Below are 14,264 nucleotides of genomic sequence, written 5' to 3'. Positions count from 1 at the left end.
GTTGATCACATCGACCAAGGAGACACCATGCAGCCGACCGAACCACGCCGACCGAACCGCCGCGGCCTGACCGAGGAACAGCTCACAGCGGGACGTCGTCGCGCCCTGCTCAGCGCGGACCCCGGTCGGCAGCGGGGGCCGAGGATCTCCACCGAAGCCGAACGGCAAGCGCTGTTCGCTCGGACGCCGCGACCTGAAGGCACGTTCGAAGAACGCCGCGAGCGCCGACGGCGCGCGATTGAGTCGATCGATCCGGACTTCTGGGTCGAGCCGACCGTCTCGTTCCACACGCATCCCTGACCGTGTTCGAGCGACTCACGCCCGAGCATTTCGACCAGCACCGGGTCCTCGAGTTCAACGACTGCGCCGCCCGCCCGGACGCCGTCCTCGTCGAGTCGAGCTTCATCCGGAGCGCGCTGCGCCGGACCGATCGTCACAAGGTCGAGGCGGTCGCGTTCCTCGACCACCTCGACCTCGCAGGTACAGAGATGATGTACAGCGCCTACACGGAGTTCGAGGTTCTGCGAGCTGCTCACGGCATGGCCACGGAAGCCGCTCGTCGCCATGTCGCCGCATGGCGAGAACTGTTGCGGTCGACGCAACTGCATTGGGTCGGGATCGATGCCGTCAGCGATGAGGTCCCAGATCTCATGGAAGAATTCGGCCTGACCGTCTCGGGTGCATTGCACGTCGCAACAGCTCGGCATTGGGAAGTCGACGGCTTCGTAACGGTCGATCCTGCGTTCGGGGTCGTCGACAAGGAGCGCCTCCCGCTGATCATCGACGCCGAGGGTGCGCAGCTGGCGCGTCGCCTGCGGGCAGGTTCCCAGCGCTGATCCGCGATGGCGGTGTCCTGCGGCCTACGATGGCGGCATGACCGACGGAACGGTTCGCTCGCACGCGCAGGGGATGGCGCCGGACCGTGTCCTCGCGGCGACGGGCAAGTCACCGGACGAGTGGCACGCGCTGATCGACACGGCGGGCGGAGCCACCATCGGGCACTCTGCGATCGCGTCGTGGATCGTGGGCCAAGGCGTCGAGCCGTGGTGGGCGCAGGGCATCACCATCGGGTACGAACAGGCGCGTGGGCTCCGCATCCCCGGGCAGCGCACGGACGGCACCTTCGCGGTGTCGGCCTCACGGCAGGTCCCCGGTGAGCGCGAGGCGGTGCTCGATCGGATCGTGCCGGTGTTCGCGACCGCACTCGGGTCCACGCCGACGTCCGAGCGCCGCGGCGGCAAGCGCCCGTCGGCCCGGTGGACCTTCCCCGACCGCGAATCCGTGCTGCTGAACACCGAGGACGGTCCCAAGCCCGAAACGGTCCGCATCTCGGTGCAGCGGGAGCGGCTCACCGGCCCCGAGCGGATGCCCGACGCCACGGCTGAACTGCAGCAACTGCTCGCCAGCCTCTGACGCCGCGAACGGGGGAGCGCGCGCAGGACCCGCGGACCCCTACGATCGGCGGGTGCGTCGCATCACCCTTTCCCAGTGGCTCGCGATCGTCGCCGTGCTCGGCGGGCTCGTCATCGAGTTCTTCGCCGTACCCGCTGTCGTGCGGGACCCGGCGCACGACGCGGCGTGGGCGGGTGCGGTCCTCGGGGTCGCATTACCGGTGTTCGGTGTCGCGGTCTCGGCGTTCCGAGACGATCCGAGCGACGTCGATGACGACTTCCGGCCGCCGATGCGCCTCGACCGGCTGGCCGAGGGGGCACTGGCCGTGACGGCGTTCACCGCCGCCTGGGCGGTGACACGGCTGCACCACAAGCCCCTCGACTCGGCGTTGTACAGCGCGGTGATCGCCTCAGCGCTTCCGCTCGCGAGCCGTGCCCTCGATCGGCTCGCCCGTCGCCGTGGTGAGCAGGCCGACGGCGCTGACGACTGACGCGCTCCTCGCACCGTGCGAGGCACACCACGCGTGGTGCGAGGTTCCGTGGTCGGTGCGAGCCGAAGTGCCTCGCACGGAACGCGGAACCTCGCACCGTTCGAGGCGTCGCCGCGCGTCAGTGCGCGCGCGACGCCATCGCCTCGAAGATCTGCTGGTGCGTGCCGTCGCGCTCGGCGAACCGGAGCGGCAGCACGTTCTGCACCAGGATCTCGGGCGATGCCCCCGACTCCAGCAGCGAGAGGACCTCGTCGGCGAAGGCGTCGAGCGGCATGCCGCCGAAGTCCGCTCCGCCCATCAGGTCGGTCGACACCGCCGGGGGAGCGAGCTCGAGCACCGACACCGGGGTGCCGAGGAGCTGCTGACGGAGCGACTGCGTGTACGAGTGGATGCCGGCCTTGGTGGCGTTGTACGTCGGCGTCGCGGTGAGCGGGACGAACGCGAGGCCGGATGAGACCGTGACGATGGTCGAGGCGGGCTGCGCCAGCAGGTGCGGCAGGAACGCGTCGATGAGGCGGATCGTGCCGACCAGGTTGGTCTGGATGATCTCGAGCGCGTCGTGGATGTGGTCGGGGGAGCGCAGGTCCTCGTTGCGCATGATCCCCGACATGGTGACGAGGGTGTCGAGCGACGGGTACGCCTCGAGGACGGAGGCGGCGGCCTTCTCGATGGATGCGGCGTCGCTCACGTCGATCTGCACGGTGCCGAAGCCGTGCTCGGCGGCGAGCGAGTCGAGGAGCGACTGGCGGCGCCCGCCGATGACGACGGTGCTGCCGGCGGCCTGCAGGCGCTGGGCCAGGGCGAGACCGATGCCGGAGGTCGCGCCGGGGATGAAGACGGTGGAGTTCGTGATGTCCATGTCCACCACCATGCGCTGTCGTCGGCAACCCATCCAGACCTCGGTCATCGGGGGATCGGCGATCCCTGGCACGGCGGCGGGAACCCGACGACAATCGGGACCATGGACCGCGCTGCACTCGCCGACTTCCTCCGCCGTCGCCGCGAACTGCTGCGCCCCGAGGACGTCGGCCTCGGTCAGGGACCACGACGCCGGACGCCTGGTCTCCGGCGCGAAGAAGTCGCTGCGCTCGCGGGCATGTCGGTCGACTACTACACACGCCTCGAACAGCAGCGCGGACCGCAGCCGTCGGAGCAGATGATCGCCGCGATCGCCCGGGCGCTCCGCTGCAGCCTCGACGAACGCGACCACCTGTTCCACCTGGCCGGACAGAACGCGCCGACCCGGTTGCACCGCGCCGACCACGTCGACCCCGCGATCCTGCGGGTGCTCGACCGGCTCGAGGACACCCCCGCGATCGTGGTCAGCCACCTGGGGGAGACGCTGGTCGAGAACCGGCTCGCGGCGGCGCTGCTCGGGTCGTCCGTCAGCCTGCCCGGCAACGAGCGCTACCAGGCGTGGCGGTGGTTCGTGACCGGCGACGAGCTCGCGAAGTACGCGCCGGAGCAACACGAGCGACTGGCCCGGGTCGTGGTGGCGTCGCTGCGGGCTGCGGTGGGGCTGGCCGGACCGGGGGACCGTCGGGCCACCGAGCTGATCGCCGAGCTCGAGACCCGCAGCCCCGAGTTCCGCGAGCTCTGGGCACTGCACGAGGTGACGAGTCGCTGGTCCGACAACAAGACGATCGTGCAGCCGCAGCTCGGCCGGATCACCGTCGACTGCCAGGTCCTGCACACCGACGACCAAGCCCAGGCGCTGCTGCTGTTCACCGCACCCCCAGGGTCCGAGGACGCGCAGAAGCTCGAGCTCCTCGGCGTCGTCGGCCAGCAGGCCTTCGCCGGCTGACGCGGCGCGGGCCCGCGCGGCTCGTGCGAGGTTGACCACTCGGTGCCGCCCTACAGGCCGGCACCGAGTGACCAACCTCGCACCACGCGAAGACGCACCCGGACGCACCACACGGAGCAACCGCGCGTCACACACTTGGCCGCGTGCGGTATACCGTGCCTAGGGTGGGCGGGTGAGCACTCCCCGCGTGTACGTCATCCACGAGAACCCCGAGTGGTTCCCGCCGCTCGCCGCAGCCTTCGAGGCCGAGGGCGTCCCGGTGCAGGAGATCCTGCTGACCGAGGGACAGATCGACCTCGGTGCCGAGCCGGAGCCCGGTGTGTACTGGTCCCGCATGTCGGCGTCGAGCCACACCCGCGGCCACGAGCACAGCAAGGAGTACACCCGCGCGGTCCTCGGCTGGCTCGAACGAGCGGGTCGCCAGGTTGTCGGCGGCAGCCACGTGCTCGAGCTCGAGGTCTCCAAGGTGGCCCAGCACGGGCTGCTGCAGCACGCCGGGTTCGACGTGCCCCGCACCACCGCCGTGTTCGGCACGACGACGCTCAAGCAGGCGGCACGGGACTTCACGAACGGCCAGGACGTCTCGTTCATCACGAAGCACAACCAGGGCGGCAAGGGCCTGGGCGTCCGCCGGTTCGACTCGCTCGCCGAGTTCGACGCCTACGTCGACTCGCCGGAGTTCGAGGCGCCGGTCGACGGCATCACGCTGCTGCAGGAGTTCCTGACGGCCCGTGAGCCCTTCATCACCCGCGTCGAGTTCGTCGGCGGCGAGTTCGTGTACGCCGTCCGCGTCGACACGAGCGCCGGCAGCTTCGAGCTGTGCCCGGCCGACGCGTGCGAGGTCCCCCAGGTCATCGCCGGAGCGGTCTGCGACGTGCCCGGAACCGAGACCGCCGGAGCACCGCCGGCGTTCAGCGTCCGGACCGAGGTCACGGCCGAGCACCCGCTCGTCCAGCAGCTCCGCACGTTCCTCGCCGACCAGCGCGTCACGATCGCGGGCGTCGAGTTCATGGAGACCACGGACGGCCGCACGGTCGTCTACGACATCAACACGAACACGAACTACAACCCAGCCGTCGAGGAGTCCGCGCCGGCCTCCGGCCCGCGCTCCATCGCGCGCTACCTCGGTGGCCTGCTGGAGACGCAGTACGCGGCGCAACTCACGGCCTGAGCACGCAAGAACCACCGGACTGGAGGCCCGTGGCGGGCCCCGCCACGGGCCTCCCGTCCGTTCCGCGCCCCTTCCCGGGCACTCCCCACCTCCCCAAGGAACTCACCCCGTGCGATTCGGATACTGGACCCCGCTCTTCGGCGGCTGGCTGCGCAACGTCGACAACGAGAACATGCCGGTCACCTTCGACTACGTGAAGCGGCTGGCGCAGCGCGCCGAGCGGATCGGCTTCGACCTGACGCTCGTGCCGGAGCTCAACCTCAACGACATCAAGGGCACGGCCGCGCCGTCGCTCGAGGCCTGGTCGCTCGCTGCGGCCATCGCGGCGACGACCGAGCGCCTCGAGATCATGGCGGCCATGCGCCCCGGGTACCACCTGCCCGCGGTGACGGCGAAGCAGGCGGCGACGATCGACGACATCTCGTGCGGCCGCTTCACGTTCAACGTGGTGAGCGCGTGGTGGGCGGAGGAGGCCAAGCAGTACGGCGGCATCTTCTCGGAGCACGACGACCGGTACAAGCGGACGGCGGAGTTCGTCGAGGTCATGAAGGGGATGTGGCGGGAGACGCCGTACTCGTTCTCGGGCGAGTACTACGACATCGAGAACGCGCACCTCGAGCCGAAGCCCCGCGTGACGCCGCGGATCTACGCCGGCGGCGAGAGCGAGGCGGGCAAGGCCGCGATCACCGGGTACGCCGACGCCTACGTGACCCACGGCGGCACGGTCGAGGAACTCCGCACGAAGATCGCCGAGATGAAGCAGCGCCGGGTCGACGCCGGACTGCCGCCGTTCGAGGCGTTCGGCATGGCCGCGTACGTCATCGTCCGCGAGACCGAGGAAGAGGCGCAGGCCGAGCTCGCGCGGATCACCGACGTGCAGCACGGCAACGCGTACGAGTCGTACCAGGACTTCATCTCGAAGTCGCAGCTCGAGCACGTCCCCTCGCTCGAGGACTACTCGGTGTCGAACCGCGGCCTGCGCCCCGGGTTCGTCGGCACGCCCGCGCAGGTCGCGGCCCGGATCAAGGAGTTCGAGGAGGCCGGGGTGGACACACTGCTGCTCCAGTTCTCGCCGCAGCTCGAGGAGATGGACCGCTTCGGCGAACAGGTCATCCCGCTCGTCCGCCCGTCGGTGGCCGCGGCGTCCGAGGCGGTCGTCTGATGGGCTCGACCGAGGAGGAGTGGGCGTTCGAGACCCGGCAGATCCGCGCGGGCTTCAAGGCCGACCCGGGATTCGGTGGCAACGTCCCGCCGATCGCCCAGACCGCGGCCTTCGTCTACCCGTCCGGTGAGGACGCGGCGGACCGCTTCATGCTCAACGCCCCGGGGCACACGTACTCGCGCGTGAACAACCCGTCGGCGGCGGCGCTCGAGCGGCGCATCGCGGACCTCGAGGGCGGCGTCGGCGCGCTCGCGCTGGCGTCCGGCCAGGCGGCCACCTCGTTGGCCGTCCTCGGCGTCGCGCGGGCCGGTGACCACGTCGTGTCGAGTGCCTCGCTGTACGGCGCGACGTACACGCTGTTCGCGTCGACGCTGCACGACCTCGGCATCGCGTTCACCTTCGTGCAGGACCCCACGGACCTGGACGAGTGGGCTGCCGCGGTGCGTCCGGAGACGAAGGCGTTCTTCGGGGAGTCGATCCCGAACCCGCGCGGTGACGTCCTGGACTTCGCCGGGGTGGCCGGGGTCGCGCACGACGCCGGCGTCCCGCTCATCGTCGACAACACGATCGCGACGCCGTACCTGGTCCGGCCGATCGAGCACGGCGCGGACATCGTCGTGCACTCGGCGACGAAGTACCTGGCCGGTCACGGTAGCGCCATCGCCGGGCTCATCGTGGACAGCGGCAACTTCGACTGGGCGGCTTTTCCGGAGCGGTTCCCGCAGCTCGCGACCGCCGAACAGTCCGGGTTCGCGAACACGGACTTCGCCGAGAAGTTCGGGCGGCGCGCGTTCATCCAGCGCACCCGGTCGAAGCTCTCCGCCGACCTCGGTCCGGCGATCGCCCCCTTCAACGCCTTCCTGGTGCTGCAGGGCATCCAGACGCTCTCCCTGCGGATGGAGCGGCACGTGTCGAACGCGGCCGCCGTCGCGTCGTGGCTGGACGCGCACGACCAGGTGCTCGGCGTGCACTACGCGGGACTGCCGTCGTCGCCGTGGCACCACCTGCAGCAGCGGTACGTGCCGAAGGGGCCGTCGGCGGTCCTGGCGTTCGACCTGGACGGCGGGGTCGAGGCCGGACGGCGGTTCGTGGCCGCCCTCGAGCTGTTCGACCACGTGTCGAACATCGGTGACGTCCGGTCGCTCGTCGTACACCCGGCGTCGACGACCCACGTGCAGATGACGTCGTCGGAGCGTGCTGCGGCCGGTGTCGGCGACGGGCTCATCCGGCTGTCGATCGGCCTCGAGCACATCGACGACGTCCTCGCCGACCTGGCGCGGGGCTTCGCGGCAGCCGCAGCGGGATAGGTTGGGGGCATGACCACGTTGGCCGCCCCGACCCGCGTGCGGACGCGCGCCCCCGGCAAGATCAACGTGTTCCTGTCCGTCGGTGCGCTGCAGGACGACGGCTACCACGACGTGGCGACCGCGTACCAGGCCGTGTCGCTGTACGAGGACGTCACGGCCGAGCACGCCGACGACTTCTCGGTGACCTTCACCGGTCCGATCGACACGTCGAACGTGCCGGTCGACGAGTCGAACCTGGCGATCCGTGCGGCCCGACTGGTGGCCGACGCCGCTGGGCACCGGGGCGGAGTCCGGTTGACGATCGACAAGCAGGTGCCGGTGGCCGGCGGCATGGGTGGTGGCTCGGCGGACGCCGCGGCCACGCTGCTCGCCGTGGACACGCTCTGGGGCACCGCCCTCGGGCGTGAGGAACTGCTCCGTCTCGCCGCGCAGCTCGGCGCGGACGTGCCGTTCGCCTTCGCCGGTGGCACGGCCGTGGGCACCGGCCGCGGCGACGAACTCAGCCCCGCGCTGGCGAAGGGCGAGTTCCACTGGGTCCTCGCGCTGAGCGACGACGGGCTGTCGACCCCCGCGGTGTACCGTGCGCTCGACGAGCACCGGGAGCGCTACCGCGCCGACATCGCACCGGCGCCGTCCCACCCCGTTGTGGAGTCGAACGTGCTGCAGGCGCTGCGTGCCGGCGACCCCGACCTGCTCGCCGACTGCGTCCACAACGACCTGCAGGCCCCGGCCATGCGGCTGCAGCCCGGACTCGCGTCGACCCTCGAACTCGGCGAGAAGGCCGGAGCGCTCGCGGGTCTGGTGTCGGGCAGCGGTCCGACGGTGGCGTTCCTGGTCGGTGACCGTGACACCGCGCTCGAACTGCAGGTCGAGCTCAGCGCTGCCGGCCTGGTCGCGCTCCGAGCCACCGGTCCGGTGCACGGCGCCCGCCTCGTGCACTGACCGTACGACAGACGCTGACCGTACGACAGACGCTGACCGTACGACGAACGCTGACCGGCCGTCAGCTCAGCGGCTGTACTTCCACAGGATGACCGTGTCGGTGTGCCAGTACCGCACCACGTGGAAGCCCTGGTCCTTGAGCGTCTCGGAGACCTCGGGGCGGATGTTCCGCGACTTGGCGCCGACGAACCAGACGGTGTCGATGTCGGCCAGGCGTGCCGGCACGGTCGTGGCGATGTCGCCGTTCACGTTCCAGAGCTCACCACGCTGCGCACCCGTGCTCGCCACCGCCAGGTCCCGCATGCCGCTGAAGGCCTCGGGGTAGGCGTCGGCGATGACCTGCGCCGTCGCGGTCGGGTGCTCCCACACGCTGCCGTAGATCACCCCTTCGTCGGCGTCGGTGGTCACGTTCCGCTCGCGTTCGATGATCGCCGCCGCGTTCGCCCAGTGCGAGGACTGCTTGGCGTGCGGCAGTCGGACGATCGTCGACGTCGGCACGGACACCAGGACCATGGCCACGACGGCCATCGCGATCCAGCGTCGCGGCCGGATGGCCGTGATCGCCAGTCCGATCAGGAGCGCCACGAACGGCAGGCTTATGCTCGCGTACTTGGGGGAGTACAGGTGCTCGCCGGCGGCGGTCGCGGCGACCAGCAGCGCGGTGGGCACGATCGTCAGGGGCACGGCGACCCGGACGGCCTGCATGCGGAGCACGTCGCGGGCGGCCGGCGACGGGCGTCGGGCCGCGCGCACCGCCAGCACGACGGCGACGATCATGAGCAGCCACCCGAGGGCGGCGTACGGGTAGACGACCCCGAACCACGCGGTCGCGAACACCTGGCGCAGGGTGGCCCACCCGATGCCGGTGATCCAGCCGACCTGCTTGGCCTGACCGGCGGCGAGTCCGATGAACGGCAGGACCACGACGGCCGCGGCGGAGGCGGCGACGGCCCAGCGGACGACGACGGCGCGGTCCACCATCGCCGAGGGCACCGTGCCACTGCGATCCGTCACCGTGGCCTGCCGTCGGGCCGCCCGGTCGGCGACCCCGGTCCACGCGAGCACGACGCCGTGCGCCACGACGGCGAGGGACAGGTACACGTTGAACAGGACGGCCACGGCCGCCAGCACGCCGTAGACGACCCACCACCGCGTCGCGTGGTGCCGCACCCGGGTGCGACGGACCGCGGTCAGGCCGACGAGTGTGAGGAGCGCCGCGAAGGTGGTGACGGTCGCGTACGGGCGGCCCTCGGTACCGGCCCAGGCGACGCGGGGCAGCAGCAGGAAGACCAGACCGGAGACGACCCCGAGCCGGACACCGCCGAGCCGCCGGCCGAGCGCCACCACGAGGGCGGCGGCGATCCCGATCGCCAGGGCACTCGGGAAGCGGAGCGTGAACGGGGAGTAGCCGACCAGCGCGAGCCAGACGTGCATGAGCGCGTAGTACAGGCCGTGCACGGCGTCGACGTTCTGTAGCTCCGCCCAGAGCGCCGGCCAGCTGCGCTGCGCACTCGTCAGGGTGGCGGCTTCGTCGTACCAGACCGACGGCACCCACGTGAAGGCGGCGGCGACGACCACACCGACCACACCGACGGTGATCTCCGGCGCACGCACCAGGGTCCGCACGGTCGACAGGGCGAGTGCCCGGAGCCGTGCGCGCGTCGACGCGTCCGACGTCGTGCGTCGGACCGTGACGGTGCCGGTGCGGGGAGAACTCACGCCCGCGACCGTACCGAGCGGCACTGAGCATCCGCCGCGTCCACCCGCTGAGCATTCACATGCAGGGATTCGGCGCGACCGGCCAGAATGACGGGATGGACCCCCTCGTCGCCCCCGTCGCAGCGCTCTCCCCGTGGCGGACACGGCTCGGCTCGCGGACCGCTGCCCTGTCCGACGTCGGCGGCATCGGGCTCCGCCGGCTGGCCGCTTCACGCGTCCTGGTGGTCGGCGCCGGCGGGCTCGGCGCGCCCGTCGTCGCGTACCTCGCGGGGGTCGGACGGCTCACGGTCGTCGACCCCGACGTGGTCGACGCGTCGAACCTCGCGCGCCAGACGCTCTTCACCGCGGCCGACGTCGGATCGTCGAAGGCCGAGGTCGCCGTCGCCCGCGCCCGCGCCGTCGACCCGGAACTCGACGCCGTCGCCGTGGTCGGGTCCTTCACCCCGGAGCTCGTCGCCGGGCACGACGTGGTCGTCGACGCGGCGGACTCCGTCCTGGTCACCCGAGCGGTCTCGGACGCCTGCGCCGACGCGGGCGTGCCGTTCGTCTGGGGCACGGTGCTCGGTCACGACGGCCAGGTCAGCGTGTTCCGCGACGCCGGACCGGACGGCGTCGACTTCCACGACCTGCACCCCGAGGCCCTGCCCGACGAGGGCTCCTGCGCCCTGGACGGCGTCGTGCCGGCACTGTGCGGCGCCGTCGGAGCGGTGATGGCCGGACAGGTGCTGGCCCTGGTCACCGGCACCGGCGAACCGCTGCTCGGGCGCGTCCTGACCGTCGACGCACGCCGCTGGCGGTGGAGCGAGAGCCCCGTCCGGCGCGGACCGGCATCACACCGACCCGTCGTGGTCGCTCCCGCGCGGACCGACCGCATCGCCCCGTCGGCGCTCGCCGCGCGCCTGGCCGACCCCGCGGACCCGGTGGTCGTCGTCGACGTGCGCACCGACGCCGAACGGGCGGACGGGGTGGTCGCCGGAGCCGTCACGGACGACGCGGTCACCGGCGACGCCGAGGCGGCGGACGTGGTCGTCTACTGCGCCCGTGGTCCGCGTGCGGACGCGTGGGCTGCCGCACAACCGGCCTGGAGGCACGTGGCGGTCCTCGACGGCGGGTTCGAGGCCTGGCGCCGCGAAGGGCTGCCCGTGGTGAACGGGCTGATGTCCTGATCCGACACTGATCGGGTCCAGAGCGCCGCTTCCGCGGCTAGGATGGTCGCATCATGACGCAACTGCGGATCCGCGATGCTGCTGCCTTCCTCGGGGTGAGCGACGACACCGTGCGCCGACTCGTCGACGGGGGCACCTTCGACCGGGCCACCGACGACGCCGGTCGCGCCGTCGTCGACGGTCGACAGGTGGCCGAGTACGCCCGGGCGCGGAGCACCGAGCTGGCCGCCCCGGACACCGGCGTGAAGAGCTCGGCACGGAACCGCTTCGTCGGCATCGTCACCGACCTGGTCGTCGACACCGTGATGGCGCAGGTCGAACTGCAGTGCGGCCCGCACCGCGTGGTCTCGCTCATGAGCGCCGAGGCGGTGCGCGACCTCGGGCTCGAGGTCGGGTCCGTCGCCGTGGCGTCCGTCAAGGCCACGATGGTCACCGTCGAGGCGCCCACCCACCAGGAGGACCCCCGATGACCCGTCGTCCCCGCTCGCTGCTCGTGCCCCTCGCCGTCGTCGCGGCGCTCGGCCTGGCGTCGTGTTCCACCGCCGACGCTCCGGCCGGGTCGTCGTCGCCGTCATCGTCGTCGAGCGCGGACGCAGGCGTGTCGGGCTCGATCACGGTGTTCGCAGCGGCGTCGCTCCAGAAGACCTTCACCACGCTCGGCAAGGACTTCGAGCTCGCGAACCCCGGCGCCTCGATCGAGTTCTCGTTCGCGGGATCGAGCGACCTGGTCACCCAGATCCAGAACGGCGCCCCCGCCGACGTGTTCGCCTCCGCCGACGAGGCGAACATGGCGAAGCTGTCCGCGACCGACCTGGCGAGCGGGTCACCGGAGGACTTCGCGACGAACGTCCTCGAGATCGCCGTCGCGCCGGGCAACCCGAAGGGCATCACGAGCCTCGACGACCTGACCGGCTCCGACGTCCAGCTCGTCACGTGCGCCGCCCCGGTGCCGTGCGGCGCCGCGACGGCGAAGGTCGAGTCCGCCTCGGGCGTCGACCTGCAGCCCGTCAGCGAGGAGCAGTCCGTCACCGACGTGCTCGGCAAGGTCGAGTCCGGTCAGGCCGACGCCGGGTTGGTCTACGTGACCGACGTGCAGGGTGCCGACGGCAAGGTCGACGGTGTCCCGTTCGACGAGTCGAGCAAGGCCGTCAACACGTACCCGATCGGCGTGCTCAAGGCGTCCGAGGACCCGGAGCTCGCGCAGGCCTTCTCCGACTACGTCCGGTCCGCCACCGGCCAGAAGGTGCTCACCGCCGCCGGGTTCGGGAAGCCGTGACCCGTGGCCTCGCGGGCTGACGGACGGCCGCCGGTCGCCTGGTGGCTCCCGCTGCCCGCGGTGCTGGGCGGCCTGTTCGTCGTCGTCCCCGTGCTCGCGATGCTCGGTCGGGTCGACTGGTCGTCGTTCGTCGCCCTCGTCACCTCGACGGCGTCGCTCACGGCCCTCGGGCTCAGCCTCGGCACCGCGCTGACCGCCACTGCCGTCGCGTTCGTGCTCGGGTACCCGCTCGCCGTGCTGTTCGCCCGGTCCCGGTCACGGTGGGTGGGTGTCGCCCGCGCCGTCGTGCTGCTGCCGCTCGTGCTGCCGCCCGTCGTCGGCGGGCTGGCGCTGCTGGCGGCGTTCGGTCGCCTCGGGGTGGTCGGGGCGTTCCTCGACGACCACGGACTGCACATCGCGTTCACCACCACCGCGGTCGTCATCGCGCAGACGTTCGTCGCCATGCCGTTCCTGGTCTCCTCGATCGAGGGTGCGCTCCGCGTCGAGGGGGACCGGTACGAGCGGGTCGCCGCGACCCTCGGCGCCGGTCCCACCCGCACGTTCCTCACCGTCACGACCCCGAGGGTCCTGCCCGGCATCGTCTCCGGACTGGTGCTCTGCTTCGCGCGCGCACTCGGCGAGTTCGGTGCGACCCTGACGTTCGCGGGCAGCCTGCAGGGGGTCACCCGGACCCTGCCGCTGGAGATCTACCTGCAGCGCGAGGTCGACCCGGACACCGCCGTGGCACTGGCGGTCGTGCTCGTCGTGGTCGCCGTCGTGGTCATCGGTGCCTCGTCGCTCCGGACCCGGGGCGTGGCAGCGTGAGCGGGGTCACCGCACGCATCGTCGTCGAGCGACGCGGGGTCGACGTCGCCCTCGAGGTCGCGACGGGGGAGTGCGTGGCGGTCATTGGGCCGAACGGCGCGGGCAAGTCCACCGTGGTCGAGGCCCTCGCCGGCCTGCTGCCGATCGACGCCGGACAGGTGGTCCTCGGCGGCACCGTCGTGTCGGACCAGCGGCGGACCGTCCCCGCCCACCGCCGCCGCATCGGACTCGTCGCCCAACGGCCGGACCTGTTCCCGTTCCTCGACGTGGTCGGCAACGTGGCGTTCGGCCCGCGCGCCGCCGGTGTCCGACGGGCCGCTGCCCGTGCCCGCGCGCTCCGTGCCCTGGCGGCCCTCGGCATCGACGACCTGGCGGGACGGAGCCCCGATGCGCTGTCCGGCGGGCAGGCCCAGCGCGTCGCCATCGCCCGGGCGCTCGCCACCGACCCGGCGGTCCTGCTGCTCGACGAACCGACGTCGGCGCTCGACGTCTCCGCGCGCGACGAGGTCCGTGCGGCCCTCCGGACCGCGATCGGCGGGCGTCCGAGCGTCCTGGTCACGCACGACCCGGTCGAGGTCGTCGCCCTGGCCGACCGGGTGGTCGTCGTCGAGCACGGCCGGGTCGTCGAGGACGGCACCCCAGCGGCCGTGCTCGGACGGCCCACGAGTGCCTTCGCGGCGGCGTTCTCCGGACTCGCGCTGGTGCGCGGGACCGCCACCGCGGGTGGGATCGCGACCGACGGCGGGGGCGAGTTGGCGTCCGGGACGCACGCCGTGCCTCCCGGACGGCCCGCCCTGGGCGCCTTCCACCCGACGGCCGCCGTGCTCACGCGGGACGGCGCCGGACCGGAGCGCACCGTCACGTCGCTCGAGCCGCGGGACGGTCTGGTGCGGGTGCGCGCTGGCGACCTGGTCGCGGACCTGACCCTGGCGCGGGTCACGGCGCTCGGGATCGGACCCGGCGATGCGGTCCACGTGGACGTTCCCGCGTCCGAACTGGCGGTGTACGCGCCGCGCGGTTGAGACAATGGA

At 72.0% G+C, this 14,264-nt stretch carries 16 protein-coding genes; 14 read left to right on the top strand and 2 right to left on the bottom strand.

Features of this window, described 5'->3' with window-relative positions; genetic code table 11:
• Positions 1-27 precede the first annotated feature (27 nt).
• From HQQ88_RS16480 to HQQ88_RS16465, 4 genes are read left to right on the top strand one after another with little or no spacing between them, the layout of a single operon-like run.
• Positions 28-300: a hypothetical protein gene (locus HQQ88_RS16480; RefSeq protein WP_173170344.1), complete on the top strand. Its 273-nt coding sequence runs from the start codon at positions 28-30 to the stop codon at positions 298-300.
• A 2-nt stretch (positions 301-302) separates the two neighbouring features.
• Positions 303-836 carry a PIN domain-containing protein gene (locus HQQ88_RS16475; protein ID WP_165901072.1) on the top strand — a complete coding sequence of 178 codons (534 nt, stop codon included), beginning with the start codon at positions 303-305 and terminating at the stop codon, positions 834-836.
• A 37-nt stretch (positions 837-873) separates the two neighbouring features.
• Positions 874-1,413, top strand: coding sequence for a hypothetical protein (locus HQQ88_RS16470; RefSeq protein WP_173170342.1), 540 nt, complete (start codon positions 874-876; stop codon positions 1,411-1,413).
• 52 nt (positions 1,414-1,465) lie between these two features.
• A complete protein-coding gene (locus tag HQQ88_RS16465; RefSeq protein ID WP_173170340.1) occupies positions 1,466-1,882 on the top strand; it encodes a hypothetical protein in 417 nt (138 codons plus the stop codon).
• A gap of 118 nt (positions 1,883-2,000) precedes the next feature.
• Here HQQ88_RS16465 and HQQ88_RS16460 read toward each other — a convergent pair whose 3' ends face one another.
• Entirely contained in the window at positions 2,001-2,741 is a 741-nt protein-coding gene (locus HQQ88_RS16460) for an SDR family oxidoreductase (protein WP_131921464.1), read from the bottom strand.
• A gap of 102 nt (positions 2,742-2,843) precedes the next feature.
• Here HQQ88_RS16460 and HQQ88_RS16455 point away from each other — a divergent pair, with 102 nt between their 5' ends.
• From HQQ88_RS16455 to HQQ88_RS16435, 5 genes are all read left to right on the top strand, one after another.
• On the top strand, positions 2,844-3,686 hold the full coding sequence (locus HQQ88_RS16455) for a helix-turn-helix transcriptional regulator (protein WP_111084701.1): 843 nt from the start codon (positions 2,844-2,846) through the stop codon (positions 3,684-3,686).
• Between the two features lie 172 nt (positions 3,687-3,858).
• Positions 3,859-4,857, top strand: a complete 999-nt coding sequence (locus tag HQQ88_RS16450) for an alpha-L-glutamate ligase (protein WP_173170338.1) — start codon at positions 3,859-3,861, stop codon at positions 4,855-4,857.
• 109 nt (positions 4,858-4,966) lie between these two features.
• Positions 4,967-6,019 carry an LLM class flavin-dependent oxidoreductase gene (locus tag HQQ88_RS16445; RefSeq protein WP_173170335.1) on the top strand — a complete coding sequence of 351 codons (1,053 nt, stop codon included), beginning with the start codon at positions 4,967-4,969 and terminating at the stop codon, positions 6,017-6,019.
• A complete protein-coding gene (locus tag HQQ88_RS16440; RefSeq protein WP_173170334.1) occupies positions 6,019-7,326 on the top strand; it encodes a PLP-dependent transferase in 1,308 nt (435 codons plus the stop codon). The genes HQQ88_RS16445 and HQQ88_RS16440 overlap by 1 nt, the downstream gene beginning before the upstream one ends.
• Positions 7,327-7,335: 9 nt before the next feature.
• The gene (locus tag HQQ88_RS16435; RefSeq protein WP_131921466.1) at positions 7,336-8,268 is read left to right on the top strand and encodes a 4-(cytidine 5'-diphospho)-2-C-methyl-D-erythritol kinase; all 933 of its coding nucleotides are present in this window, start codon (positions 7,336-7,338) and stop codon (positions 8,266-8,268) included.
• Between the two features lie 66 nt (positions 8,269-8,334).
• On the opposite strand, the gene HQQ88_RS16430 is transcribed toward HQQ88_RS16435, so the two are convergent.
• Entirely contained in the window at positions 8,335-9,987 is a 1,653-nt protein-coding gene (locus HQQ88_RS16430) for a glycosyltransferase family 39 protein (RefSeq protein WP_131921467.1), read from the bottom strand.
• Between the two features lie 95 nt (positions 9,988-10,082).
• Here HQQ88_RS16430 and HQQ88_RS16425 point away from each other — a divergent pair, with 95 nt between their 5' ends.
• The 5 genes from HQQ88_RS16425 to HQQ88_RS16405 are packed head-to-tail and all read left to right on the top strand — an operon-like array spanning position 10,083 to position 14,255.
• On the top strand, positions 10,083-11,153 hold the full coding sequence (locus HQQ88_RS16425) for a HesA/MoeB/ThiF family protein (protein ID WP_165918768.1): 1,071 nt from the start codon (positions 10,083-10,085) through the stop codon (positions 11,151-11,153).
• 53 nt (positions 11,154-11,206) lie between these two features.
• Entirely contained in the window at positions 11,207-11,623 is a 417-nt protein-coding gene (locus HQQ88_RS16420; protein WP_111084694.1) for a molybdopterin-binding protein, read from the top strand.
• Complete coding sequence (gene modA, locus HQQ88_RS16415; protein WP_132099865.1) at positions 11,620-12,429, top strand: molybdate ABC transporter substrate-binding protein; 810 nt, start codon at positions 11,620-11,622, stop codon at positions 12,427-12,429. The genes HQQ88_RS16420 and modA overlap by 4 nt, the downstream gene beginning before the upstream one ends.
• A 3-nt stretch (positions 12,430-12,432) precedes the next feature.
• Positions 12,433-13,233 carry an ABC transporter permease gene (locus HQQ88_RS16410; protein ID WP_131846675.1) on the top strand — a complete coding sequence of 267 codons (801 nt, stop codon included), beginning with the start codon at positions 12,433-12,435 and terminating at the stop codon, positions 13,231-13,233.
• Entirely contained in the window at positions 13,230-14,255 is a 1,026-nt protein-coding gene (locus HQQ88_RS16405) for an ABC transporter ATP-binding protein (protein WP_132099866.1), read from the top strand. The genes HQQ88_RS16410 and HQQ88_RS16405 overlap by 4 nt, the downstream gene beginning before the upstream one ends.
• Positions 14,256-14,264 lie beyond the last annotated feature (9 nt).

Source organism: Curtobacterium sp. VKM Ac-2861 (assembly GCF_013204965.1).
Classification (GTDB): domain Bacteria; phylum Actinomycetota; class Actinomycetes; order Actinomycetales; family Microbacteriaceae; genus Curtobacterium.
The sequence above is the reverse complement of the archived record's forward strand: the minus strand, read 5'-3'. Positions and strand labels throughout refer to the sequence as shown.

Coding starts and splice junctions, on each gene's coding strand:
- HQQ88_RS16455 (WP_111084701.1), top strand. CDS start 2,844: ATGGACCGCGCTGCACTCGCCGACTTCCTCCGCCGTCGCCGCGAACTG.
- HQQ88_RS16425 (WP_165918768.1), top strand. CDS start 10,083: ATGGACCCCCTCGTCGCCCCCGTCGCAGCGCTCTCCCCGTGGCGGACA.
- HQQ88_RS16435 (WP_131921466.1), top strand. CDS start 7,336: ATGACCACGTTGGCCGCCCCGACCCGCGTGCGGACGCGCGCCCCCGGC.
- modA (WP_132099865.1), top strand. CDS start 11,620: ATGACCCGTCGTCCCCGCTCGCTGCTCGTGCCCCTCGCCGTCGTCGCG.
- HQQ88_RS16480 (WP_173170344.1), top strand. CDS start 28: ATGCAGCCGACCGAACCACGCCGACCGAACCGCCGCGGCCTGACCGAG.
- HQQ88_RS16440 (WP_173170334.1), top strand. CDS start 6,019: ATGGGCTCGACCGAGGAGGAGTGGGCGTTCGAGACCCGGCAGATCCGC.
- HQQ88_RS16420 (WP_111084694.1), top strand. CDS start 11,207: ATGACGCAACTGCGGATCCGCGATGCTGCTGCCTTCCTCGGGGTGAGC.
- HQQ88_RS16460 (WP_131921464.1), bottom strand. CDS start 2,741: ATGGACATCACGAACTCCACCGTCTTCATCCCCGGCGCGACCTCCGGC.
- HQQ88_RS16470 (WP_173170342.1), top strand. CDS start 874: ATGACCGACGGAACGGTTCGCTCGCACGCGCAGGGGATGGCGCCGGAC.